This is a genomic window from Nocardioides sp. LHD-245 (assembly GCF_030929495.1).
In the GTDB taxonomy this organism is placed as follows: Bacteria; Actinomycetota; Actinomycetes; order Propionibacteriales; family Nocardioidaceae; genus Nocardioides.
Genome location: NZ_JAVFWN010000006.1, coordinates 21,446 through 44,093, shown reverse-complemented (window position 1 = coordinate 44,093; position 22,648 = coordinate 21,446). Strand labels below are relative to the sequence as shown.

17 protein-coding genes and 1 tRNA gene are annotated in these 22,648 nt (G+C 69.7%); 12 read left to right on the top strand and 6 right to left on the bottom strand.

The features are described 5' to 3' along the window. The first annotated feature begins 36 nt into the window (after positions 1–36). The 4 genes from lgt (at position 37) to pyk (ending at position 8,898) form a co-directional block, all read left to right on the top strand. On the top strand, positions 37–1,053 hold the full coding sequence (gene lgt / locus RB608_RS10785; protein ID WP_308087891.1) for a prolipoprotein diacylglyceryl transferase: 1,017 nt from the start codon (positions 37–39) through the stop codon (positions 1,051–1,053). A 144-nt stretch (positions 1,054–1,197) separates the two neighbouring features. Continuing rightward, entirely contained in the window at positions 1,198–5,790 is a 4,593-nt protein-coding gene (gene gltB / locus RB608_RS10780; protein ID WP_308087890.1) for a glutamate synthase large subunit, read from the top strand. Between the two features lie 62 nt (positions 5,791–5,852). After that, positions 5,853–7,334, top strand: a complete 1,482-nt coding sequence (locus tag RB608_RS10775; RefSeq protein WP_308087889.1) for a glutamate synthase subunit beta — start codon at positions 5,853–5,855, stop codon at positions 7,332–7,334. Positions 7,335–7,434: 100 nt separating this feature from the next. Beyond that, positions 7,435–8,898, top strand: coding sequence for a pyruvate kinase (pyk, locus tag RB608_RS10770; RefSeq protein WP_308087887.1), 1,464 nt, complete (start codon positions 7,435–7,437; stop codon positions 8,896–8,898). A gap of 76 nt (positions 8,899–8,974) precedes the next feature. On the opposite strand, the gene RB608_RS10765 is transcribed toward pyk, so the two are convergent. Further along, positions 8,975–9,047, bottom strand: a tRNA-Leu gene (locus tag RB608_RS10765). Positions 9,048–9,116: 69 nt separating this feature from the next. Between RB608_RS10765 and RB608_RS10760 the strand changes: the two genes are divergently transcribed. The 6 genes from RB608_RS10760 to RB608_RS10735 all read left to right on the top strand — a co-directional run bounded on the left by RB608_RS10760 (position 9,117) and on the right by RB608_RS10735 (position 14,767). Beyond that, complete coding sequence (locus RB608_RS10760) at positions 9,117–9,743, top strand: response regulator (protein WP_308087886.1); 627 nt, start codon at positions 9,117–9,119, stop codon at positions 9,741–9,743. Between the two features lie 175 nt (positions 9,744–9,918). Beyond that, complete coding sequence (locus RB608_RS10755; protein WP_308087885.1) at positions 9,919–11,070, top strand: branched-chain amino acid ABC transporter substrate-binding protein; 1,152 nt, start codon at positions 9,919–9,921, stop codon at positions 11,068–11,070. A gap of 96 nt (positions 11,071–11,166) precedes the next feature. Then, positions 11,167–12,156 (top strand): branched-chain amino acid ABC transporter permease, encoded by a 990-nt coding sequence (locus RB608_RS10750; RefSeq protein ID WP_308087884.1) that lies wholly within the window; start codon positions 11,167–11,169, stop codon positions 12,154–12,156. Then, positions 12,153–13,286 (top strand): branched-chain amino acid ABC transporter permease, encoded by a 1,134-nt coding sequence (locus tag RB608_RS10745; RefSeq protein ID WP_308087883.1) that lies wholly within the window; start codon positions 12,153–12,155, stop codon positions 13,284–13,286. The genes RB608_RS10750 and RB608_RS10745 overlap by 4 nt, the downstream gene beginning before the upstream one ends. Further along, the gene (locus tag RB608_RS10740; protein ID WP_308087882.1) at positions 13,279–14,058 is read left to right on the top strand and encodes an ABC transporter ATP-binding protein; all 780 of its coding nucleotides are present in this window, start codon (positions 13,279–13,281) and stop codon (positions 14,056–14,058) included. The genes RB608_RS10745 and RB608_RS10740 overlap by 8 nt, the downstream gene beginning before the upstream one ends. Further along, positions 14,048–14,767: an ABC transporter ATP-binding protein gene (locus RB608_RS10735; protein ID WP_308087880.1), complete on the top strand. Its 720-nt coding sequence runs from the start codon at positions 14,048–14,050 to the stop codon at positions 14,765–14,767. Before RB608_RS10740 ends, RB608_RS10735 begins: the two co-directional genes overlap by 11 nt. Positions 14,768–14,774: 7 nt before the next feature. Here RB608_RS10735 and RB608_RS10730 read toward each other — a convergent pair whose 3' ends face one another. Genes RB608_RS10730 through RB608_RS10720 form a run of 3 tightly spaced genes read right to left on the bottom strand, consistent with a single transcriptional unit; the run spans position 14,775 to position 17,147 of the window. After that, positions 14,775–15,509, bottom strand: a complete 735-nt coding sequence (locus RB608_RS10730; RefSeq protein ID WP_308087879.1) for an amino acid ABC transporter ATP-binding protein — start codon at positions 15,507–15,509, stop codon at positions 14,775–14,777. Further along, positions 15,506–16,312 carry an amino acid ABC transporter permease gene (locus RB608_RS10725; protein ID WP_308087878.1) on the bottom strand — a complete coding sequence of 269 codons (807 nt, stop codon included), beginning with the start codon at positions 16,310–16,312 and terminating at the stop codon, positions 15,506–15,508. Before RB608_RS10725 ends, RB608_RS10730 begins: the two co-directional genes overlap by 4 nt. A gap of 43 nt (positions 16,313–16,355) precedes the next feature. After that, the gene (locus RB608_RS10720; RefSeq protein ID WP_308087877.1) at positions 16,356–17,147 is read right to left on the bottom strand and encodes an ABC transporter substrate-binding protein; all 792 of its coding nucleotides are present in this window, start codon (positions 17,145–17,147) and stop codon (positions 16,356–16,358) included. 225 nt (positions 17,148–17,372) lie between these two features. Here RB608_RS10720 and RB608_RS10715 point away from each other — a divergent pair, with 225 nt between their 5' ends. After that, entirely contained in the window at positions 17,373–17,963 is a 591-nt protein-coding gene (locus RB608_RS10715) for a GNAT family N-acetyltransferase (protein WP_308087876.1), read from the top strand. A 4-nt stretch (positions 17,964–17,967) separates the two neighbouring features. On the opposite strand, the gene RB608_RS10710 is transcribed toward RB608_RS10715, so the two are convergent. Next, positions 17,968–18,390 (bottom strand): hotdog fold thioesterase, encoded by a 423-nt coding sequence (locus tag RB608_RS10710; RefSeq protein ID WP_308087875.1) that lies wholly within the window; start codon positions 18,388–18,390, stop codon positions 17,968–17,970. 53 nt (positions 18,391–18,443) lie between these two features. On the opposite strand from RB608_RS10710, the gene polA reads away from it, so the two are divergent. Continuing rightward, positions 18,444–21,128: a DNA polymerase I gene (gene polA, locus RB608_RS10705; protein WP_308088193.1), complete on the top strand. Its 2,685-nt coding sequence runs from the start codon at positions 18,444–18,446 to the stop codon at positions 21,126–21,128. 185 nt (positions 21,129–21,313) lie between these two features. Here the strand turns inward: polA and RB608_RS10700 are convergent, their stop codons facing one another. After that, positions 21,314–22,573, bottom strand: coding sequence for an oligosaccharide flippase family protein (locus tag RB608_RS10700; protein WP_308087873.1), 1,260 nt, complete (start codon positions 22,571–22,573; stop codon positions 21,314–21,316). Between the last annotated feature and the right edge of the window lie 75 nt (positions 22,574–22,648).

The window sequence follows — 22,648 nt, the reverse complement described above, 5'->3', positions numbered from 1 at the left end:
GTCGGCCCATCTGGCCCGAACCCACCAGGAGTCGCCGTGCTCACCGAGATCCCGCGCGTGATCGTCGCCAGCATCCCGAGCCCCTCGGAGGGCGTCTGGAACATCGGGCCGTTCCCGCTGCGCGGCTACGCCCTGTGCATCATCCTCGGCATCGTCGTGGCGATCTGGATCGGCGAGAAGCGCTGGCAGGCGCGGGGCGGCACGATCGGCGAGGTCCAGGACGTCGCCATCTGGGCGGTGCCCTTCGGCCTCGTCGGCGCCCGGCTCTACCACGTCGCCACCGACTGGAAGAACTACTTCGGCGCCGGCGGTGATCCGATCGAGGCGCTCTACGTCTGGCATGGCGGTCTCGGCATCTGGGGCGGGGTGGCGCTGGGCGCCGTGGGCGCCTGGATCGGCGCCCGGCGCAAGGGGATCCGGCTGCTGCCGCTCCTCGACGCGCTCGCCCCTGGCGTGCTCGTGGCCCAGGCGGTCGGGCGTTGGGGCAACTGGTTCAACCAGGAGCTCTACGGCCGCCCGACCGACCTGCCCTGGGGCCTGAAGATCGACAGCGACCACTTCAGCGGCGCCTATCAGGCCAGCCAGGACTACCGGGACGCCGTGGCCGCCAACGGCGGCATCCCGCCGGAGTTCGTCACCTTCCACCCGACCTTCCTCTACGAGTGCCTGTGGAACCTGGCGGCCTTCGCCCTCATCATCTGGCTCGACCGCCGCTTCAGGCTGGGGCATGGCCGCGTGATGGCGATCTACGTCATGGTCTACACCCTCGGGCGCGGCTGGATCGAGTACATCCGCATCGACGACGTCCAGCTCAACGACGTCCTCGGCCTGCGGTTCAACGTGTGGACCTCGATCGTGCTCTTCGTGCTCGCCGCCGCCTACTACGTCTGGTCGGCGAAGAACCTCCCGGGCCGGGAGGAGAGCGTGTACGCCGACGGACGCACGACGCCGGTCGAGGCCGGGGCGGACAGCGAGGACGCCGGAGATGCCGAGGACGAGGGGGACGGCGGGACCGGTGTGACGCATGATGCGTCCACTGCGGGCGACGATTGAGCGGACGCGCTTAACGCTGTAGTAACCTGGGCGCTCCGCCGCGTGGGCCAATGCCGTCCCTTGCGCCCCACCTTCTGTGGTTCCGTACGCCCGCTCCGGCCGGCGTGCAGCGCGAGCACAGACGTAGTCGACGGGAGGCTTCCCATGCCTTATCTCCACAAGTTCCCGCCGCCCCAGGGTCTCTACGACCCCCGCCACGAGAAGGACGCCTGCGGCGTCGCCTTCGTCGCGACCCTGACGGGAGAGGCCAGCCACGACATCGTGGCCAAGGCCCTGACCGCTCTGCGCAACCTCGACCACCGCGGTGCCGCGGGTGCCGAGGTCAACTCCGGTGACGGTGCCGGAATCCTGATGCAGGTCCCCGACGCCTTCCTGCGCGAGGCCGCGGTCGAGGCCGGCTTCACCCTGCCCGCGGCCGGTGGCTACGCCGTCGGCACCGCCTTCATCCCCGGCGACGACGAGCAGGCCGCCAAGACCCGCGGCCGGATCGAGGAGATCGCCGCCGAGGAGGGCCTGTCGGTCCTCGGCTGGCGCGACGTGCCCGTCGACCCGAGCATCCTCGGCACCATGGCGCGCAGCGTCATGCCGACCTTCGCCCAGCTCTTCGTGCAGCCCGCCGGCGGCCCTCTGAACCAGGCCGGCGCGGACCACGGCGCCGACGGCCTGGGCCTGGAGCGGCTGGCCTTCTGCCTGCGCAAGCGCGCCGAGCACGAGACCGACGTCTACTTCCCGTCGCTGTCCTCGCGCACGCTCGCCTACAAGGGCATGCTGACGACCGACCAGCTCGACCACTTCTTCCCCGATCTGGTCGACGAGCGGATGGCCTCGGCCCTCGCCGTCGTCCACTCGCGGTTCTCGACCAACACCTTCCCGAGCTGGCCGCTGTCGCACCCGTTCCGGTTCATCGCCCACAACGGCGAGATCAACACGGTCATGGGCAACCGCAACTGGATGCGGGCCCGCGAGGCGCTGCTCGCCTCCGACAGCATCCCGGGCGACCTCGAGCGGCTGTTCCCGATCTGCACGCCGGGCGCCTCGGACTCGGCGTCCTTCGACGAGGTGCTCGAGCTGCTCCACCTGGGTGGGCGCAGCCTGCCGCACGCGGTGCTGATGATGATCCCCGAGGCGTGGGAGAACCACGCCGAGATGGACGAGCGGCGGCGCGACTTCTATCGCTTCCACTCGACGATGATGGAGCCCTGGGACGGCCCGGCCTGCGTCGTCTTCACTGACGGCACCCAGATCGGTGCGGTCCTCGACCGCAACGGCCTGCGCCCCTCCCGCTTCTGGGTCACCGACGACGGACTCGTCGTCCTGGCCTCCGAGGTCGGCGTACTCGACCTCGACCCCGCCACGATCGTCCGCAAGGGACGTCTCCAGCCGGGCAAGATGTTCCTCGTCGACACCGACGAGCACCGGATCATCGAGGACGAGGAGATCAAGGACCAGCTCGCCGCGGAGCGCCCGTACGGCGAGTGGCTGCACGCCGGTCTGGTCGAGCTCGACGACATCCCCGAGCGCGAGCACATCGTGCACACCCATGCCTCGGTCACCCGGCGCCAGCAGATCTTCGGCTACACCGAGGAGGAGCTGCGGGTCCTGCTGACGCCGATGGCCAACACCGGCGGCGAGGCGCTCGGCTCGATGGGCACCGACTCGCCCATCGCCGCCCTGAGCGAGAAGCCGCGGCTGATCTTCGACTACTTCAGCCAGCTGTTCGCCCAGGTGACCAACCCGCCGTTGGACGCCATCCGCGAGGAGCTCGTCACCTCGCTCTACGGCTCCATCGGTCCGGAGGCCAATCTCCTCGAGCCGACCCCGGCGTCCTGCCGTCAGGTGGTGCTCCCGTTCCCGGTCATCTCCAACGACGACCTGGCCAAGATCCGGCACATCAACCGCGAGGGCGACCACCCGGGCTTCGTCACGCACGTGTCGCGCGGGCTCTACCAGGTCGAGGAGGGCGGCGCCGCGATGGTCCGGCGGATCGACGAGATCTGCCAAGAGGTCTCCGACGCCATCGCCGGCGGGGCCCGGATCATCGTGCTCTCCGACCGGCACGCTGACCAGTTCAACGCCCCGATCCCGTCGTTGCTGCTGACCGCCGCCGTGCACCACCACCTGGTGCGGGAGAAGACCCGGACCCAGGTCGGACTTCTGGTCGAGGCGGGCGACGTCCGCGAGGTCCACCACGTCGCGCTGCTCGTCGGATTCGGCGCGGCCGCGGTCAACCCGTACCTCGCGATGGAGACGGTCGAGGACCTCGCCCGCGAGGGCTACTACGTCAAGACCGAGCCGGAGCAGGCCGTCAGGAACCTGATCAAGGCGCTCGGCAAGGGCGTGGTGAAGGTGATGTCGAAGATGGGCGTGAGCACGGTGGCGTCCTACACCGGCGCGCAGATCTTCGAGTGCGTCGGTCTCTCCCAGGAGGTCATCGACCGCTACTTCACCGGTACGACCTCCAAGCTCGGCGGCATCGGCATCGACGAGATCGCCCGCGAGGTCAAGATGCGCCACGACATCGCCTATCCGGTCAGCGGTATCCCCGCCGCGCACCGCGAGCTCGAGATCGGTGGCGAGTACCAGTGGCGCCGGGAGGGCGAGCCGCACCTCTTCAACCCCGAGACGGTGTTCCGGCTGCAGCACTCGACGCGGACCGGTCGCTACGACATCTTCAAGCAGTACACGAAGGCCGTCGACGACCAGTCCGAGCGGCTGATGACGCTGCGTGGGCTGTTCCGGTTCAAGGACGCCGGCGCGTCCGGCCGCAGCCCGATCCCGATCGACGAGGTCGAGCCGGTCGCGGAGATCGTCAAGCGGTTCTCGACCGGCGCCATGTCCTACGGCTCGATCTCGCGCGAGGCGCACGAGACGCTCGCGATCGCCATGAACCGGCTGGGCGCGAAGTCCAACACCGGTGAGGGCGGCGAGGATCCGGAGCGGCTGCACGACCCCGAGCGCCGCAGCTCGATCAAGCAGGTCGCCTCCGGACGCTTCGGCGTCACCTCGGAGTACCTCACCAACGCCGACGACATCCAGATCAAGATGGCGCAGGGCGCGAAGCCCGGCGAGGGCGGCCAGCTGCCCGGCAACAAGGTGTACCCGTGGGTGGCGAAGACCCGGCACTCCACGCCGGGTGTGGGTCTGATCAGCCCGCCGCCGCACCACGACATCTACTCGATCGAGGACCTGGCGCAGCTGATCCACGACCTCAAGAACGCCAACCCGTCGGCCCGCGTGCACGTCAAGCTGGTCTCCGAGGTGGGCGTCGGCACGGTCGCCGCCGGTGTGTCCAAGGCGCACGCGGACGTCGTCCTGGTCTCCGGCCACGACGGCGGCACGGGCGCCTCCCCGCTGACCTCGCTCAAGCACGCGGGCGGCCCCTGGGAGCTCGGCCTCGCCGAGACCCAGCAGACCCTGCTGCTCAACGGCCTGCGCGACCGGATCGTCGTCCAGACCGACGGTCAGCTCAAGACCGGTCGCGACGTCGTCATCGCCGCGCTGCTCGGTGCCGAGGAGTTCGGCTTTGCGACCGCCCCGCTGGTGGTCTCGGGCTGCATCCTGATGCGGGTCTGTCACCTCGACACCTGCCCGGTGGGCGTGGCCACCCAGAACCCGACCTTGCGCTCGCGGTTCAGCGGTAAGGCCGAGTACGTCGTCAACTTCTTCGAGTTCATCGCCGAGGAGGTCCGTGAGCTCCTCGCCGAGCTGGGCTTCCGGTCCATCGAGGAGGCCGTCGGCCAGGTCGAGGCACTGGAGACCGCCGACGCCGAGCGCTACTGGAAGGCGCGGGGGCTCGACCTCGCGCCGATCCTGCACAAGGTCGAGGTCGCCGACACGCACTTCCCCGACCAGGACGTGCGCAACACGGGCAGCCAGGAGCACGGCCTGGCGAAGTCGCTCGATGTCACCCAGCTGGTGCCGTTGGCCGCCGCGGCCCTCGAGACCGGCGAGCCGGTGCGGGCGCAGCTGCCGATCCGCAACGTCAACCGCACGGTCGGCACGATCCTCGGCCATGAGGTGACGAAGCGGTACGGCGGCGCCGGCCTGCCCGACGGCACGATCGACGTGACCTTCGTCGGCTCGGCCGGCCAGTCGCTCGGCGCGTTCGTGCCGCGAGGCATCACCCTGCGGCTCGAGGGCGACGCCAACGACTACGTCGGCAAGGGGCTGTCCGGTGGCCGGATCGCGATCCGGCCCGACCGGGGTGCGACCTTCCGCGCCGAGGAGCACGTCATCGCCGGCAACACCATCGCCTACGGCGCGACCTCGGGTGAGATCTTCATCCGCGGTGGCGTCGGCGAGCGGTGCTGCGTGCGCAACTCGGGTGCCACCGTCGTGACCGAGGGCGTGGGCGACCACGGCTGCGAGTACATGACGGGCGGCCGTGTGGTCGTCCTCGGCGCGACCGGGCGCAACTTCGCGGCCGGCATGTCGGGAGGCATCGCGTGGGTCCTGGACCTCGACGAGGCCCGGGTCAACGGCGAGCTCGTCGACCTGCGTCCGGTGACCGGTGACTATGCCGGCGAGCTCGAGCAGATCGTCCGCGCGCACGCCGAGGAGACCGGCTCCGAGGTCGCCGCGGCGCTGCTGGCCGACTGGGAGGCGGCACTGCCGCGGTTCACCGAGGTCATGCCGCGCGACTACGCCAAGGTTCTGGCGGTCCAGGCCGACGCCGAGGCCGAGGGCCTCGATGCCGATGCTGCCGCCGCACGAGTGATGGAGGTACTTCATGGCTGACGTCCGATGCCTTCCATTCCTCTCCTGCATTGGGCGTCAGTCCATGAAGAAGGGGGCACAGCATGGCTGACCCGAAGGGATTTCTCAAGCACACCCGCGAGGTGGCCGGGCGTCGTCCGGTCGAGGAGCGGGTCGGTGACTGGGACGAGGTCTACCCGGGCGGGATGGGCCGCGCGCTGCTGCCGATCATCAACGTCCAGGCCAGCCGCTGCATGGACTGCGGCATCCCGTTCTGCCACTCGGGCTGCCCGCTGGGCAACATCATCCCGGAGTGGAACGACCTGGTCTGGCGCGACGACTGGGACGGTGCCATCGAGCGCCTGCACGCGACCAACAACTTCCCGGAGTTCACCGGTCGCCTCTGCCCGGCTCCCTGCGAGACCGCGTGCGTGCTCGGCATCAACCAGCCGGCGGTGACGATCAAGAACATCGAGGTCTCGATCATCGACCGGGCCTACGAGTCGGGATTCGTGCGGCCGCAGCCGCCCGAGTGGCTCACCGGAAAGACCGTCGCCGTCATCGGCTCCGGTCCGGCCGGCCTGGCCGCGGCCCAGCAGCTCACCCGGGCGGGCCACACCGTGGCCGTCTACGAGCGGGCCGACCAGCCCGGTGGCCTGCTGCGCTACGGCATCCCCGAGTTCAAGATGGAGAAGAAGCACCTCGAGCGCCGCCTGGACCAGATGCGGCGCGAGGGGACGGTCTTCCGCTCCGGCGTCGAGGTCGGTGCCGGCAAGCTGACCGGCGCCGCGCTCCGCGACCGGTTCGACGCCGTCGTGCTGGCCATCGGCTCGACCGTGCCGCGCGACCTGCCGGTCCCGGGCCGGGAGCTGGCCGGCATCCACCAGGCGATGGAGTTCCTCCCGCAGGCCAACCGGGTCGCGTTGGGCCGGCCGGCGACCGATGACGGCTCGGAGCAGATCCGGGCCGACGGCAAGCACGTCGTCATCATCGGCGGCGGCGACACCGGTGCCGACTGCCTCGGCACCTCCACCCGCCAGGGTGCGGCCTCGATCACGCAGCTCGAGATCATGCCGCAGCCGACCGAGGACCGTCCGGACGGACAGCCGTGGCCGACGTACCCGATGATCTATCGGGTCTCCTCCGCGCACGAGGAGGGTGGCGAGCGGGTCTACTCGGTCTCGACCAAGGAGTTCCTGGGCGACGCCGAGGGCAACGTCCGCGCCCTGCGGCTGGTCGAGGTCTCCTTCGAGGCCGGCCGGCTGGTCGAGCACGAGGGCACGGAGCGGGAGATCCCGGCCGACCTGGTGCTCTTCGCGATGGGCTTCGTCGGTCCCGAGCAGCCCGGCATCGTCGAGCAGCTCGGTGTCGAGCTCGACGAGCGCGGCAACATCAGACGTGACGACAACTACGCCACCAACGTCGACGGCGTGTTCGTGGCCGGCGACGCCGGGCGGGGCCAGTCGCTCATCGTGTGGGCGATCGCCGAGGGCCGCGCCGCCGCCGCGGGGGTCGACAAGCACCTCACGGGCAGCACCCAGCTGCCCGCGCCCATCCCGCCGACCGCCCGGCCGCTGGTGGTCTGACGGATCCGTCGCACCGGCACGCTCCGGAGACGCCGACCCGTCGCGTGGCAACGCGACGGGTCGGCGTTTGCACGTTCCAATCGACCGATAGGCTGGGAGCGTGCGGAGAGCCAAGATCGTGTGCACCCTGGGCCCGGCCACCAGCTCGGAGCGGAGGATCCGCGAGCTGGTCTACGCCGGGATGGACGTCGCGCGGCTCAACATGAGTCACGGCAGTCACGAGCAGCACGCCGAGGCCTACCGCCTGGTGCGCGAGGCGTCGGACGCCTCCGGCCACGGCGTCGGCATCCTCGCCGACCTCCAGGGCCCCAAGATCCGGCTCGAGACCTTCCCCGACGGCCCCGTCGTCCTGGCCCGCGGGCAGCAGTGGACCATCACCACGCGCGACGTCGCCGGCGATGCCCGAGCCTGCGGTACGACGTACAAGGGCCTGCCCGGGGACGTCGCCCCCGGCGACCCGATCCTCATCGACGACGGCAAGATCCGGCTGCGGGTGACCGAGGTGACCGACACCGACGTCGTCACCGAGGTCCTGGTGGGCGGCAAGGTCAGCAACCACAAGGGCATCAACCTGCCCGGCGTCGCCGTGTCCGTCCCGGCGCTGTCCGACAAGGACACCGAGGACCTGCGGTTCGCACTGCGGCTCGGCGTGGACTTCATCGCGCTCAGCTTCGTGCGCAACGCCGCCGATGCCGAGGACGTGCGGGTGATCATGCGCGAGGAGGGGATCCTGGTCCCCGTCATCGCCAAGATCGAGAAGCCCCAGGCCATCGAGAACCTCGACGAGGTCGTCGACGCCTTCGACGCCTTCATGGTCGCCCGCGGCGACCTCGGCGTGGAGTGCCCGCTGGAGGAGGTGCCGTTCCTCCAGAAGAAGATCATCGTCGCGGCGCGCCGCAACGCGAAGCCGGTCATCGTCGCCACCCAGATGCTGGAGTCGATGGTCACCAACCCCGCCCCGACCCGCGCCGAGGCGAGCGATGTCGCCAACGCCGTCCTCGACGGCGCCGACGCGGTCATGCTGTCGGGTGAGACGAGCGTGGGGGAGCACCCGGTCCACACCGTCGAGACGATGGCCCGGATCATCACGGCCACCGAGGCGCACGCCCTCGTCGACGAGAGCTTCAGCCGTTTCGGGCGCATCGAATGGGACCCGCACACCACCTCCGGCGTGATCACCAAGGCAGCCGAGGAGGTCGCTCAGCGGGTCGGCGCCAAGTACGTCGTCGCCTTCACCCAGTCCGGCGACTCCGCCCGCCGCCTGGCCCGGCTGCGCAGCCCCATCCCCGTCCTCGCCTTCACCCCCGAGGCCCGCGCCCGCTCACAGCTCGCGGTCAGCTGGGGCGTCGAGGCCTTCCAGACGCTCCCCGTGGAGCACACCGACGAGATGGTCCGCCAGGTCGACGAGGAGCTGCTCAAGATCGGCCGGGTCAAGGAGGGCGACCGGGTCGTCATCGTCGCCGGCAGCCCGCCCGGCATCCCCGGCTCCACCAACGCGCTGCGGGTGCACCGGATGGGCGACGCGATCAACGAGGTCGCCCCGGCGTACCGCCGCAGCCGCTGAGCTCTCGTCGTACCGGACGATTCGGTTGTCAGAGCGCCGAGTTCACGACCGGATCGTCCGGTACGACGCGATCGAGTGCCCCGGGTGGGATTCGAACCCACACTTGATGTGGTTTGAGCACATTTCCTCTGCCGTTGGGATACCGGGGCGGGTACCGCGGAAACCGTAGCCGAGACGCGCCCGACGTCCCACACCGCCCGGCCCGATAACCTGATGTCGTGACCGAGACCGTCCCGACCGAGCCGCCCGCACCGTCGCAGCCCCGCACTGTGGTCATCGCCGAGGACGAGACCCTGATCCGGATGGACCTGGCCGAGATGCTGGCCGAGGAGGGGTACGACGTCGTCGGCCAGGCGGGTGACGGGCAGAAGGCGATCGAGCTCGCCGAGGAGCTGCGACCGGACCTGGTCATTCTCGACGTCAAGATGCCCGTGCTCGACGGGATCGCGGCCGCGGAGGCGATCGCCGGGCGGCGGATCGCGCCGGTGGTGATGCTGACGGCGTTCTCGCAGCGCGACCTGGTCGAGCGGGCGCGGGAGGCCGGCGCGATGTCCTACCTCGTCAAGCCCTTCTCGCAGTCCGACCTGGTCCCCGCGATCGAGATGGCCGTGAGCCGGTTCGCCGAGATCAGGCAGCTGGAGAGCGAGGTCAGCGACCTCACCGAGCGCCTCGAGACCCGCAAGGCGGTCGACCGGGCCAAGGGCGTCCTGCAGGAGCAGCTGTCGCTGTCGGAGGGCGAGGCGTTCCGCTGGATCCAGAAGACGGCCATGGACCTGCGCATGTCGATGCGCGAGGTGGCCGACGGCATCGTCTCCCACGGCGTCCCGGGGAGCCCCACCCCCTGATTGGCGTAAATCGTCCGACGTTCGAGTCGTCTAGGTAACAGATTCGTCATGATTTGTGACCTGGACCACTGAGTTGCTTCCCCGGGCCGCAGTGCCGGTGTAGGTTCCCGCGGCAGGACACCTCCGGTGGGCGGCGACCGCTGCCGGCCGGCTCGAACAAGGAAGCGGGACTGTCTTGAGGCGTAACAAGGTATTCGCGGCCGGTGCTGCTGCGCTGGCACTCGGTCTGAGCCTGACGGCATGCGGCACGACGGACGACAAGGACAGCGGAAGCAGCGGTGGCGGCGGTGGGGACGCCGCCTGCGACCTGAAGCTCGCCTTCTTCGGACCGGAGACCGGCCCCGCGGCCGGCCTCGGCAAGCCGATCATCCAGGGCGCCCAGCTGGCCGTCGACCAGTACAACGACGACGCCGACTGCGAGGTCGAGCTGGTCAAGTACGACTCCCAGGGCTCGCCCGACGAGGCGCCGTCGCTGGCCACCGAGGTCGCGGGCGACGAGTCGATCATCGGTGTCGTCGGTCCCGCCTTCTCCGGTGAGTCGGCTGCTGCCGGCCCGATCTTCGCCGAGGGTGGCGTCCCGACGATCACTCCGTCGGCGACCAACCCGACGTTGGCCGACAACGGGTGGGACACCTTCCACCGCGCGCTCGGCAACGACGCGACCCAGGGCCCGGCCGCCGCGAAGTACATCCAGGACACGCTGCAGGCGAAGGGCACCTTCGTCATCGACGACGCCTCGGAGTACGGCGCCGGCCTGGCCGGCATCGTCGAGGACACCCTCGGCGACACGGTCGTCGGCACCGACACCATCCAGGCCGGTGACACCGACTTCTCCGCGACCGTCACCAAGGTGACCGACGCGAAGCCGGACGCCGTCTTCTTCGGTGGCTACTATGCCGAGGCGACCATCCTGATCGGTCAGCTGCGCAATGGCGGCTTCGACGGCACCTTCGTCGTCGCGGACGGTGTGAAGGACCCGGCGTACCTCGACGCGAAGGACGCCGCCGAGGGCACCATCATCACCTGCCCCTGCATCCCGGACACCGACCCCGCCGTGGCGACCTTCGCCGCCGACTACGAGGCGGAGTTCGGCGAGGCGCCGGGCACCTACGCCGCCGAGTCGTTCGACGCCGCGAGCATCTTCCTCGCCGGCATCGCGGACGGGATCGACAACCGTGAGGACATGCTGACCTTCGTCAACGACTACGACGAGAAGGGCATCACCAAGCAGCTGAAGTTCGACGACAAGGGCGAGCCGGCCGACGTCCACGTCTACGCCTACACCGTGAAGGACGGGGCGATCGTCCCGGAGGGCGAGATCAAGTGACCAACGGCTGATCCGTCCGAACTGACAGGTGACGCGGCCGGGGACCACCGTCCCCGGCCGCGTCACCTGTCCAGACCTTGGGGCCAGGAGGCCTGGGTGAATTTCGAGTTCCTCTTCAGCAACCTGCCGCAGCTGACGATCGGCGGTCTCGCCTTCGGCGCCATCTACGCGTTGATCGCACTGGGCTACACGATGGTCTACGGCGTGCTGCAGCTCATCAACTTCGCGCACTCCGAGGTGTTCATGTACGGCACCTTCGCGATGCTGTGGACCGTGATGGCGCTCGGCGGAGCGGACGCCGGCGGCATCAAGCTGGTCGCCATCCTGATCGCCGCGTTGTTCTCGGCCATGGCGATGTCGGCGATCATCGCGCTCCTCCTCGAACGCGTGGCCTACCGGCCACTCATCAAGAAGGACGCGCCGCGCCTGATCGCACTCATCTCGGCGATCGGCGCATCCTTCGTGCTCGCCGAGCTGATGGGTCTGCGCGACCGCATCGCCGGCTGGTTCGGGCTGGACGACAACCTCTCCGAGTACGTCGGCAAGGCGCGCATCAACAACAGCATGGCCGGGGTCCTCGACGCGCCACGCTGGAAGATCGGCAACGTGACGATCTCCAGCATCGACGTCCTGGTCATCGTCGCCGCGGTCGGCATGATGATCCTGCTCGACCAGTTCGTCCGCCGCTCGCGCCTCGGCAAGGGCATCCGGGCCACCTCGCAGGACCCGGAGACCGCGGCACTGATGGGCGTCAACCCGACCCGGACCATCCAGCTGACGTTCCTCATCGGCGGTCTGATGGCAGGCATCGCCGCCTTCCTCTACATGCTGAAGATCGAGACCACGAAGTTCGATGTCGGCTTCCTGCTCGGCGTGAAGGCGTTCACGGCGGCGGTGCTCGGCGGCATCGGCAACCTGCGCGGCGCGCTGCTGGGCGGTCTGGTCCTCGGCGTCGCGGAGACCTGGGGATCGGCGCTCTTCGGCACCGAGTGGCGCCACGTGGTCGCCTTCGTGCTCCTCGTCGTGATCCTGCTGTTCCGCCCGACCGGACTGCTGGGTGAGTCGCTCGGAAAGGCCCGCGCATGAGCAAGATCAAGCAGAGGTTCGTCGCCCTGCCCAAGCCGGTCAAGATCCTGCTCTGGGTCCTCCTGGCGCTGTTCGCCTACGCCCTGCCCCTGCTGGAGCCACCGATCATCTCCACGCCCGGCGTGGACTTCGGCGGCGTCCTCTTCGTCGTCACGATGTACTGCCTGGTCGCGATCGGCCTCAACATCGTCGTCGGCTACGCCGGCCTCCTCGACCTGGGGTACGTCGGCTTCTATGCCATCGGTGCCTACACCGCGGCGGTCCTGACCTCGTTCCACGCGCACTGGCCCCTGCTGCTCGCCATCCCGGTCGCGGTGGTCGTGACCACGATCTCCGGCGTCCTGCTGGGCGCGCCGACCCTACGGGTCCGGGGTGACTATCTCGCGATCGTGACCCTCGGTTTCGGTGAGATCATCCGCCTCGTCGCGGTGAACTCGGAGTGGCTGAACCAGCGCAAGGGCATCTCCGACATCGCCCGCCCGCCGAGCATCGGCGGCCAGGAAGGCCTGTTCGAGATCCCGCATCTGTTCTGGGGCGACGGCACGGTGCTGGTCGACACCAAGGACACCACGCAGTTCCTGGTGTTCGGCGTGCTCGACCAGATTCCCTACTACTGGCTGGGCCTGACCGTGGTCATCGTCATGCTCTTCGCCGACCGGCTGATCAAGAACAGCCGGGTCGGTCGGGCCTGGGAGGCCACCCGTGAGGACGAGGATGCCGCGGAGCTGATGGGTGTCCCGACGTTCAAGTTCAAGCTGCTGGCCTTCGCCACGGGCGCCTTCGTCGGCGGCCTGGCGGGCTCGCTCTACGCCAGTCGGCAGAACTTCATCAACCCGGACTCGTTCCTCCTGCTCTACTCGATCCTGTTCCTGGCGGCCGTCGTCGTCGGCGGCCAGGGCAACCGGTGGGGCGTGCTGGTGGGCGCCATCCTGGTGGCCTACCTGCCGCAGCGGTTCCGCGAGTTCGACGACTTCCGCGTCCTGGCCTTCGGCCTGGCGCTGGTGCTGCTCGCCACGCTGCGGCCGGAGGGTCTGTTCCCGCCACGACGCACCGTGCGCGCCAAACATCTGGAACAGGAGCTCGAGGAACTCGAGGAAGGCGCCGGCGGAGAGGAGAGTGCCCGTGTCTGAGGCGATTCTCGAGGTCCAGAACCTCACCTTGAAGTTCGGCGGCCTCACGGCTCTCGACGACGTGACCTTCCGCATCGACGAGGGCGAGATCCTCGGCCTGATCGGACCCAACGGCGCCGGCAAGACGACCTGCTTCAACGCGGTCACCGGCGTCTACCGGCCCACCAGCGGTGGCATCGCCTTCCAGGGACGGTCGATCGTCGGACTGAAGAAGCACAAGATCACCCAGCAGGGGATCGCGCGCACCTTCCAGAACATCCGGCTCTTCCCGACCATGACGGCGCTGGAGAACGTCCTGGTCGGCACCGATGCCCAGCACACCACGGGCATGATCTCGGCGCTGTTCCGGCTGCCGAAGCACCGGCGCGAGGAGCAGGACGGTCATGAGCGGGCCATGGACCTGCTCAGGTTCATGGGCATCCACCGCAAGGCCGACGAGCTCGCTGCCAACCTGTCGTACGGCGACCAGCGGCGCCTGGAGATCGCGCGGGCGATGGCGACCAACCCGAAGCTCATCTGCCTCGACGAGCCCGCGGCCGGGTTCAACCCGGCCGAGAAGGTCGAGCTGATGAACCTCATCCGACGGGTCCGCGACCGAGGCTTCACTGTGCTGCTGATCGAGCACGACATGAAGCTGGTCATGGGGGTCACCGACCGGATCGTCGTCCTGGAGTTCGGACGCAAGATCGCCGAAGGCACCCCCGCCGAGATCCGTGACAACCCGGCGGTCATCGCCGCCTATCTGGGAGTGGACGAGGAAGATGCTTCTTGAGGTCGAGGGCCTCTGTGTCAACTACGGGCACATCGAGGCGATCCGTGACATCAGCTTCAGCGTCCCGGAGGGGACGGTCACGACCCTGATCGGCGCCAACGGCGCTGGGAAGACGACGACGCTGAAGACCATCTCGGGGCTGCGCAAGGTCCGGGCCGGTTCGGTGCGGTTCGAGGGACGCGACATCAACGACATCCCGCCCTACGACCGGGTCAAGCTCGGCATCGGGCAGTCGCCGGAGGGACGGCGCTGCTTCGTCGGCATGACCGTCCGCGAGAACCTCGAGATGGGCGCGTTCACCCGCAACGACCGCAAGTCGGCGGCGTACCGCGAGGACATGGAGCGGGTGCTCACCCTCTTCCCACGGCTGGAGGAGCGGATCGACCAGATCTCCGGCACCATGTCCGGCGGCGAGCAGCAGATGCTCGCCATCGGCCGGGCGCTGATGGCCCGGCCGCGGCTGCTGCTGCTCGACGAGCCGTCGATGGGTCTCGCGCCGAAGCTGATCCAGCAGATCTTCACCATCATCACGGAGATCAACCAGCAGGGCACCACCGTGCTGCTCGTCGAGCAGAACGCCGCCCAGGCGCTCAAGCGGTCCCACGACGCCCACATCCTCGAGACCGGCGAGATCATCCGGTCCGGCACGGGCGCGGACCTCGCGGTCGACCCGGCGGTCAAGGCCGCCTATCTCGGCGGCGACGTGTAGGTCGCGCTCAGAGCACCTTCGAGAGGAACGAGCGGGTCCGCTCGTGCTGAGGATGCGAGAGCACCTCGGCCGGGCGGCCCTCCTCGACCACGATCCCGTCGTCCATGAAGACGAGCTTGTCGCCGACCTCGCGGGCGAAGCCCATCTCGTGGGTGACGACCATCATCGTCATCCCCTCCCGGGCGAGCTCCTTCATGACGGCGAGCACGTCGCCGACGAGCTCGGGGTCGAGTGCGCTGGTGGGCTCGTCGAAGAGCATCATGTCGGGGTTCATCGACAAGGCGCGTGCGATCGCGACCCGCTGCTGCTGGCCGCCGGAGAGGTGCGCCGGATAGGCGGACTCCTTCTCCGAGAGGCCGACCTTCGCGAGGTTCTGTCGAGCGACCTCGACCGCCTCCTCCTTGGCCCGGCCGCGCACGCTGCGCTGGGCGAGGGTGAGGTTCTTGAGGACCGACAGGTGCGGGAAGAGGTTGAACTGCTGGAACACCATCCCGATCCGGGAGCGCATCTCGTCGAGGTCGGTCCTGCGGTCGCAGATGTCGACGCCCTCGATCAGGATCTCGCCGGCCGACGGCTCCTCGAGCCGGTTGACGCAGCGCAGCAGGGTCGACTTGCCGGACCCGGAGGGACCGATCACGCAGACGACCTGACCGGCGTCGACGTGGAAGTCGATGCCCTTGAGGACCTCGTGCTGGCCGTAGTGCTTGTGCAGCCCACGCACCTCGATGGCGGACGCGGTCATCGGACGGCCTTCCTCTGGCGACGCTCCAGCCAGGCGACGAGTTGGGTGAGCGGCAGGGTGATGGCCAGGTAGAGCAGCGCGGCCTGGATCAGGCTGGTGGCCGTGCCCGCGGAGGGGCCAGAGGTCAGGAAGTCCTTCGCCACCGAGGTCAGCTCACGCTCGTTGGCCGCGGCGCCGAGCAGGAACAGCAGGGCGGTGTCCTTGATCAGCAGCACGAACTCGTTGGTCAGCGGGGGGATGACGATCCGGAACGCCTGGGGGAGTACGACCTTGACCGTGGTCGCGCCCGGCCGCATGCCGAGCGACCGAGCGGCCTCCGTCTGGCCCTTCGGGACCGCCTGGATGCCGGCGCGCAGCGTCTCGGCCATGTAGGCGCCGGCCACCATGATCAGGCCGATCAACCCGGCTCCGACGGTGCCGCCCGGCGGGGTCCAGCCGAAGGCGATCGGCAGGCCGGTCGACATGAAGATCATGACGACCAGCGCCGGCAGCCCGCGGAAGAACTCGACGTACGCCGTGGCGAGCCAGCGGTACGGCGCGACCGGGGACAGCCGCATCAGCGCGAGCACCAGGCCCAGCGCGAGGCCGCCCGCGAACGCGATCGCGGTGTACTTGACGGTGTTCACCATGCCGATGGTGATCAGGTCGCCCCAGTTGCCGTCGGCCCAGCCGATGCCCCCGGAGTTCCAGAAGTTCTCCCTGATCACCGGCCAGTCCGCCACCAGCGCCAGCGCGACGACGGCCGCCGCGAGGACGACGTACAGCGTCGTCTGGACCAGGAGCGCGCGCTGCCTGCGAGTCACCCCCACGTTCCCCCCGTTCCCCCTGCTCCGACCGACGGGCGGCTCAGTCCTCCGTGGAGAAGTACGTGTCGTAGATCGTGTCGTAGGTGCCGTCGCCGCGCATCTCCTCCAGCGCGCCGTTCACGTCGTCGACGAGCTGGCTGTTGCCCTTCTTGATGGCGAAGCCGTACTGCTCGTCGGTCTCGTAGGTCTCGACGACCTTGAAGGTGCCGTCGGTGGTGTGGTCGAGGTTGACCGGCAGGTCCTGCAGCAGCGCCTCGACCTGTCCGGCCTTGATCGCCTGGAACATCTCGGCGTCGCTGGGGAAGGAGACGATCTCGGCGCCGGTGGCGTTCTCCTCGGCGTAGGTCTTGCCGGTCGTGCCCTGCTGGACGCCCACCTTGACACCCTTGAGGTCGGCGATCGCGGCGATGTCGCTGTCCGCGGGGACGAGCAGGGACTGCTGGGAGTCGTAGTAGCCGTCGGAGAAGTCCAGGTTCTTCTTGCGGTCGTCGGTGATGGTCATGGCCGACGCCGCGAGGTCGCACTGCTTGGCGTTGAGGGCCTGGCCGCTCTGCAGCGCGTCGAACGAGGAGTCCTTGATGGCGAGGTCGAGGTCGAGCCGCTTCGCGATCTCGGTGACGATGTCGACGTCGAAGCCCTTGAAGCCGCTGTCGCTGGACTTGTCGAAGTCCTCGAACGGCGGGTAGGGCACGTCGGAGCAGACGGTGAGCGTGTCCTTCTTGACGAGGTCGGCACCACTCGCGGAGGTGCCGCTGTCGTCGGAGCCGCAGGCGCCGAGCGCGAGGGCCGTCAGAGCCGTCAGAGTGAGGGCGGTGATGCGCGACATCTTCATCTCGGCACTGTAAGCCGGATCGGAGAGCGTGACGAGGACCGGCGGGGAGCCGGACCAGGGTTGTTCCAGGATCGTGACCTGGCCGTCACCATCGGCTGGCGGCCGGTCCGGGGGAGATCCGGGCGTCCCCCTGTCCGGGGCGTGCCCGTGGGCGTAGTGTGTGCGACCGGACCGCCCGCCGCCGTGCGGTCTCCCGTTCGGGGGTCGAGGAGAAGGCAGGGTCGGATGAGTCGCTATTCGCTGATCACGCGCGTCGCCACCCGCGACGACGCCGTCGTCCTCGCCGAGCTGTGGAGCGACGCCGTACGCCGCGCCGACCCGGCCGAGCAGGTCGCCGACCTCGAGCTGATCGTCAAGGGTGCCGCCGCGTCGCCGGAGCAGCGCCTTGTCGTCGTCGAGTACGACGGCCAGGTGGCCGGCGCCGTCTATCTGCGGATCACCACGCTGTCCCCGCTCAACCTCGAGCCCTGTGTGCAGTCGATGCACCCGCGCGTCTTCGACCACTGCCGCCGCCACGGCGTCGGCCACGCCCTGGTGGAGGCGGCGACCGCGTTCGCCGAGGAGAACGGCATCCTGCACGTCGTCACGGCGGTCCCGCACTCCTCGCGCGAGTCCAACCGGTTCATGGCGCGGCTCGGCCTGGCGCCGGTCGTGATGTACCGGATCGCCCCGACCGCGCTCCTCCGCAGCCGGGTGTCCCCACAGCGCCAGCAGTCGGGCGTCGAGGGCAGCCGCAACCGGGTGCTCGCCGCGCGTCGTTCGCTGCGCCGGGCCCGGACCGAGCGCCTGACGCTGCCCGAGCCCGAGCAGGCCTGACCGGCTACTTCTTGGCCGGGTCGCGCTCCAGGAGCGCGCAGGTGATCCGAGAGGTGCACACCCGGCGCCCGGCGTCGTCGCTGACGACGATCTCGAAGCTGGCCATGCTCCGGCCGCGGTGCAGCGGCGTGGCGACGCCGGTGACCACGCCGGAGGTCGCCGAGCGGTGGTGGGTCGCGTTGATGTCGGTGCCGACGGCGAACCGGTCCGGCCCGGCGTGGATCGCCGCGGCCACCGAGCCGAGGGTCTCGGCGAGGACGACCGACGCACCGCCGTGGAGCAGGCCGTAGGGCTGGGTGTTGCCCTCGACGGGCATCGTGGCGACCACCCGGTCGGGGGTGATCTCGACGAGCTCGATGCCCATCCGCTCGTTGAGCGCACCCATGTGGGTGCGCATGAAGTCGGCGATCTCGTCGATGGTGGTCATGGGCCGAAACGATAGTCGGCAGGCATCGGTAGAGTCGCCGGGTGCCCCAGCCTATGACGGAGACGACTCGACCGCGACTCCTTCTCCTTGACGGCCACTCCCTGGCCTACCGCGCGTTCTTCGCCCTCCCGGTCGAGAACTTCTCGACCGCGACCGGGCAGAACACCAATGCCGTCTACGGGTTCACCTCGATGCTGGTCAACGTGCTGCGCGACGAGCAGCCGACCCACGTGGCGGTCGCCTTCGACGTGTCGCGGCAGACCTTCCGCACCGAGGAGTACGCCGAGTACAAGGCCAAGCGCAACAAGACGCCGAGCGAGTTCAGCAGCCAGCTGCCGCTGATCGAGCGGATGCTCGACAGCTTCTCGATCCGCTACATCAAGCACCCCGGCTACGAGGCCGACGACATCATCGCGACGCTCGTCACGCAGGCCCTCGCCGACGAGACGAGCGGTCTCGAGGTGCTCATCCTCACCGGAGACCGCGACTCCATCCAGCTGGTCACCGAGCGCTCGACCGTGCTCTACCCGATGCGCGGCGTCTCCGACCTGTCCCGGATGACCCCTGCCTTCGTCGAGGACAAGTACGGCGTCCCGCCGCACCGCTACCCCGAGCTGGCGGCGATCGTCGGCGAGCAGTCCGACAACCTCCCGGGCGTCCCGGGCGTGGGCGCCGGGTTCGCGGCGAAGTGGATCAACACCTACGACGGTCTCGACAACGTGATCGCCCAGGCGGACAAGATCACCGGCAAGAAGGGGGAGGCGTTCCGCGAGCACCTCGGCGACGTGATCCGCAACCGCCGGCTCAACGCACTGGTCCGCGACCTCGACCTCGGTGTCGCGGTCGACGATCTGGTGCTGGGGGAGTGGGACCGCTCGTCGGCCCTCGAGCTGCTCGACGAGCTGGAGTTCCGCGGTGAGCTGCGCACCCGCATCCTCGATGTCGTGGCGCCCGGCGAGGACACGCCGGTCGAGGCGGGGGTCGAGGTCGACGGCACCACTCTCGCGCCCGACACGGTCGCCGCCTGGTTGGACGAGATCGACGGGGCCACGGTCGGCCTGTCGGTCCGCGGCACCTGGGGCAGCGGCACCGGCCGGGTGAACGGGCTCGCCCTCGCGCTGGCCGACGGTCGCGCGGCGTACGTCGACGTCGAGGCGATGAGCGTGGCCGACGACGCGGCGGTGGCCGCCTGGCTCGACGACGCGGCGCGCCCGAAGGTGCTCCACGACACCAAGGGACCGTTGCTGGCCCTCGCCGCGCAGGGCTGGAGCCTCGCCGGCGTGGTCGAGGACACGGCGCTCGCGGCCTATCTGGTCGCCCCGGACCAGCGCTCCTACGATCTCGCCGACCTGTCGCTGCGCTACCTCCACCGTGAGCTCACGGTCGCCGAGGACGACGACCAGGGGATGCTCTTCGACGAGGACGCCAACCTGGCGAAGGCGTCGATGGTGCACGCCCGCGCCGCGCTGGACCTGTCCGCCGAGCTGGCCGACGAGGTCGAGAAGGCCGGCGGCCGCGGGCTGCTGACCGACGTCGAGATGCCGCTCGTGGCCGTGCTCGCCGGCATGGAGCAGACCGGCATCGCCATCGACGTCGACCATCTCGAGGGGCTCGAGGCGCACTTCGGGGAGGAGGTGCGCAAGGAGGCGCAGGCGGCGTACGACGTGATCGGCAAGGAGATCAACCTCGGCTCGCCCAAGCAGCTCCAGGTGGTGCTCTTCGACGAGCTCAACATGCCGAAGACCAAGCGCACCAAGACCGGCTACACCACCGACGCCGACGCGCTGCAGTGGCTGTTCGCCCAGACCGAGCACCCGTTCCTGCTGCACCTGCTGCGCCACCGCGAGGTGATCCGACTGCGGCAGACGATCGAGGGCCTGCTCAAGACCGTCCAGCCCGACGGCCGCATTCACACCACCTTCCACCAGACCATCGCCGCCACGGGCCGGCTCTCCAGCACCGAACCCAACCTGCAGAACATCCCGGTCCGCACCGAGGAGGGTCGGCGGATCCGCGAGAGCTTCGTGGTCGGCGGCGGCTACGCCTCGCTGATGACCGCCGACTACAGCCAGATCGAGATGCGGATCATGGCCCACCTCTCCGAGGACGAGCTGCTCATCGAGGCGTTCCGCTCCGGTCGCGACTTCCACGCCGAGACCGCCTCGCGGGTCTTCGATGTCGCGCCCGACGCGGTCACGCCGGAGATGCGGGCCAAGATCAAGGCGATGAACTACGGCCTCGCCTACGGCCTGTCCGCCTTCGGCCTGTCCCAGCAGCTCGGCATCGAGGCGCGGGAGGCCAGCGCCCTGATGGACGACTACTTCGAGACCTTCGGCGGGATCCGCGACTACCTCGGTGGGGTCGTCGACGAGGCCCGGCGCACCGGCTTCACCGAGACCATCATGGGCCGGCGCCGCTACCTGCCCGACCTGACCAGCGACAACCGGATGCGTCGCGAGGGCGCCGAGCGGATGGCGCTCAACGCGCCCATCCAAGGCTCGGCGGCCGACCTGATCAAGGTCGCCATGCTGCGCACGGACGCCGCCTTGCGGAGAGCGGGTCTGCGCTCGCGGATGCTGCTCCAGGTCCACGACGAGCTCGTGTTCGAGGTCGCCGACGGCGAGCGCGAGGAGCTCGAGACCCTGGTCCGCGAGCAGATGGCCGGCGCCGCCGACCTCACGGTCCCGCTCGACGTCTCCGTCGGCACCGGCCGCTCCTGGCACGACGCCGCGCACTAGTTGGTCGGCGCGAGCGCGTCGTCGCTTCGCTCCGCCGCGCTGCCGCGCACGCGGTTGGCTTCCGTAGCCGGTCGCCTTGGTACGGCGGCGAACCGGTCGGCCCGCGGAAAGACTCGGCTCCTCCGCTGCGGTCGCTCGTGCCTCGCTCCCTGCGCTCCGTCGCCCTCGCTTCCCGCGATGACCGACTACTGGTCCGCCGGAGCAGGCACTTCCTCGCGACGGTGCCGGAAGGCCTGGAGTACGACGAGCACGAGCAGCACCACGAGGTCGACGACGGCGACCGTGGTGGCGAGACTCGTGACCGAGTCGGCCTGCGAGCCGCCGATCACGAGGGCGACCACGCCGACGCCGACGAGGTACTTCGTCGCGGCGCCGCGGCTGGCCAGACCGGCGTACACCAGCATCTGGAGCAGGGCGAGCAGGGCGCCGAGGACGGCGAACATCCACAGGCGGTCCTCGACCTCGGCGTACTCGGCGCCGCCGATGAAGACGAGGGCGAGGCCGGAGAGCAGGTAGGTCGCGACGACGCACGCGGTCCCGAGGACGGTCAGGAAGGCCAGCCCCTTGGCGAGCGCGGCCCGGCTCTCGCTGCCCTTCGACATGGACGGGAAGAGGACGACGACCGCGAACTGCGGGAGGAAGAGCACGGCCTTGGTCACGATCAGGCCGCCGGCGTACAGGCCCGCGTCGTGGCCGTCGAGGATGCCGCGGGCGACCACGACGTCGAGGTTGGACAGGGCGAAGAAGGCCAGCAGCGCGATCGAGCTGCCGGCCGTCTCGCGCAGCACGTCGCGGCGGATCTCGGACTCGGTCACGCTGCTGGTGGGCCGGGGGTGCCGGCCGAGGGCCCAGGCGCCTGCCGCGACCGGGACCCAGGAGGCGACGAGGACGGCGAGCATCGCGCTGGTCTCGGAGCGCCACACCAGCAGGAACGCGAGGCCGAGAAGCACCCGGGGCACGCCGACCGCGAGATAGACCAGGCTCAGGGGGAGCCAGCGCCGCTCGCCCTGCAGGACGCCGGCCTGGGCCCCCATCACGGTGATCGGGACGATGCTCAGACCCAGCAGCACGGCGGGCAGGAGGCCGTCGAGCCGCAGCAGCTTCGTCACCAGGGGAGCCGCCAGCACCGTCACCAGCCCCAGCGCGAACGCGGTGCGCCAGGCGGTGCGGAGAACGGACGCCTCGACGGCGGCCACGTGCTCCGGGTCGGCGGCGATGCGCCGCGCGGACGTCGCCTGGAGGCCCAGCTGGAGGACCGAGAGGACCATGAGCAGCGCCATGACGCCGGCGAGGGCGCCGTACTGGCCCGGGCCGAGCAGGCGTGCCGAGACGATCTGGAAGCCGTAGGCACCGACGTTCATCACGGCCATCGCGATGGCGATGCCGGCGCTGCTGCGCAGCAGCCGGCCCAGGCGTGAGCCCGCGGCAGGCGAGGTCGTCGTCACCAGAGCAGGTTAGGGGGTGTCCTCACCGATCCGGGAAGCGGAGGCCGCGTCGGCATACAGTGACCCCCGCCGGGG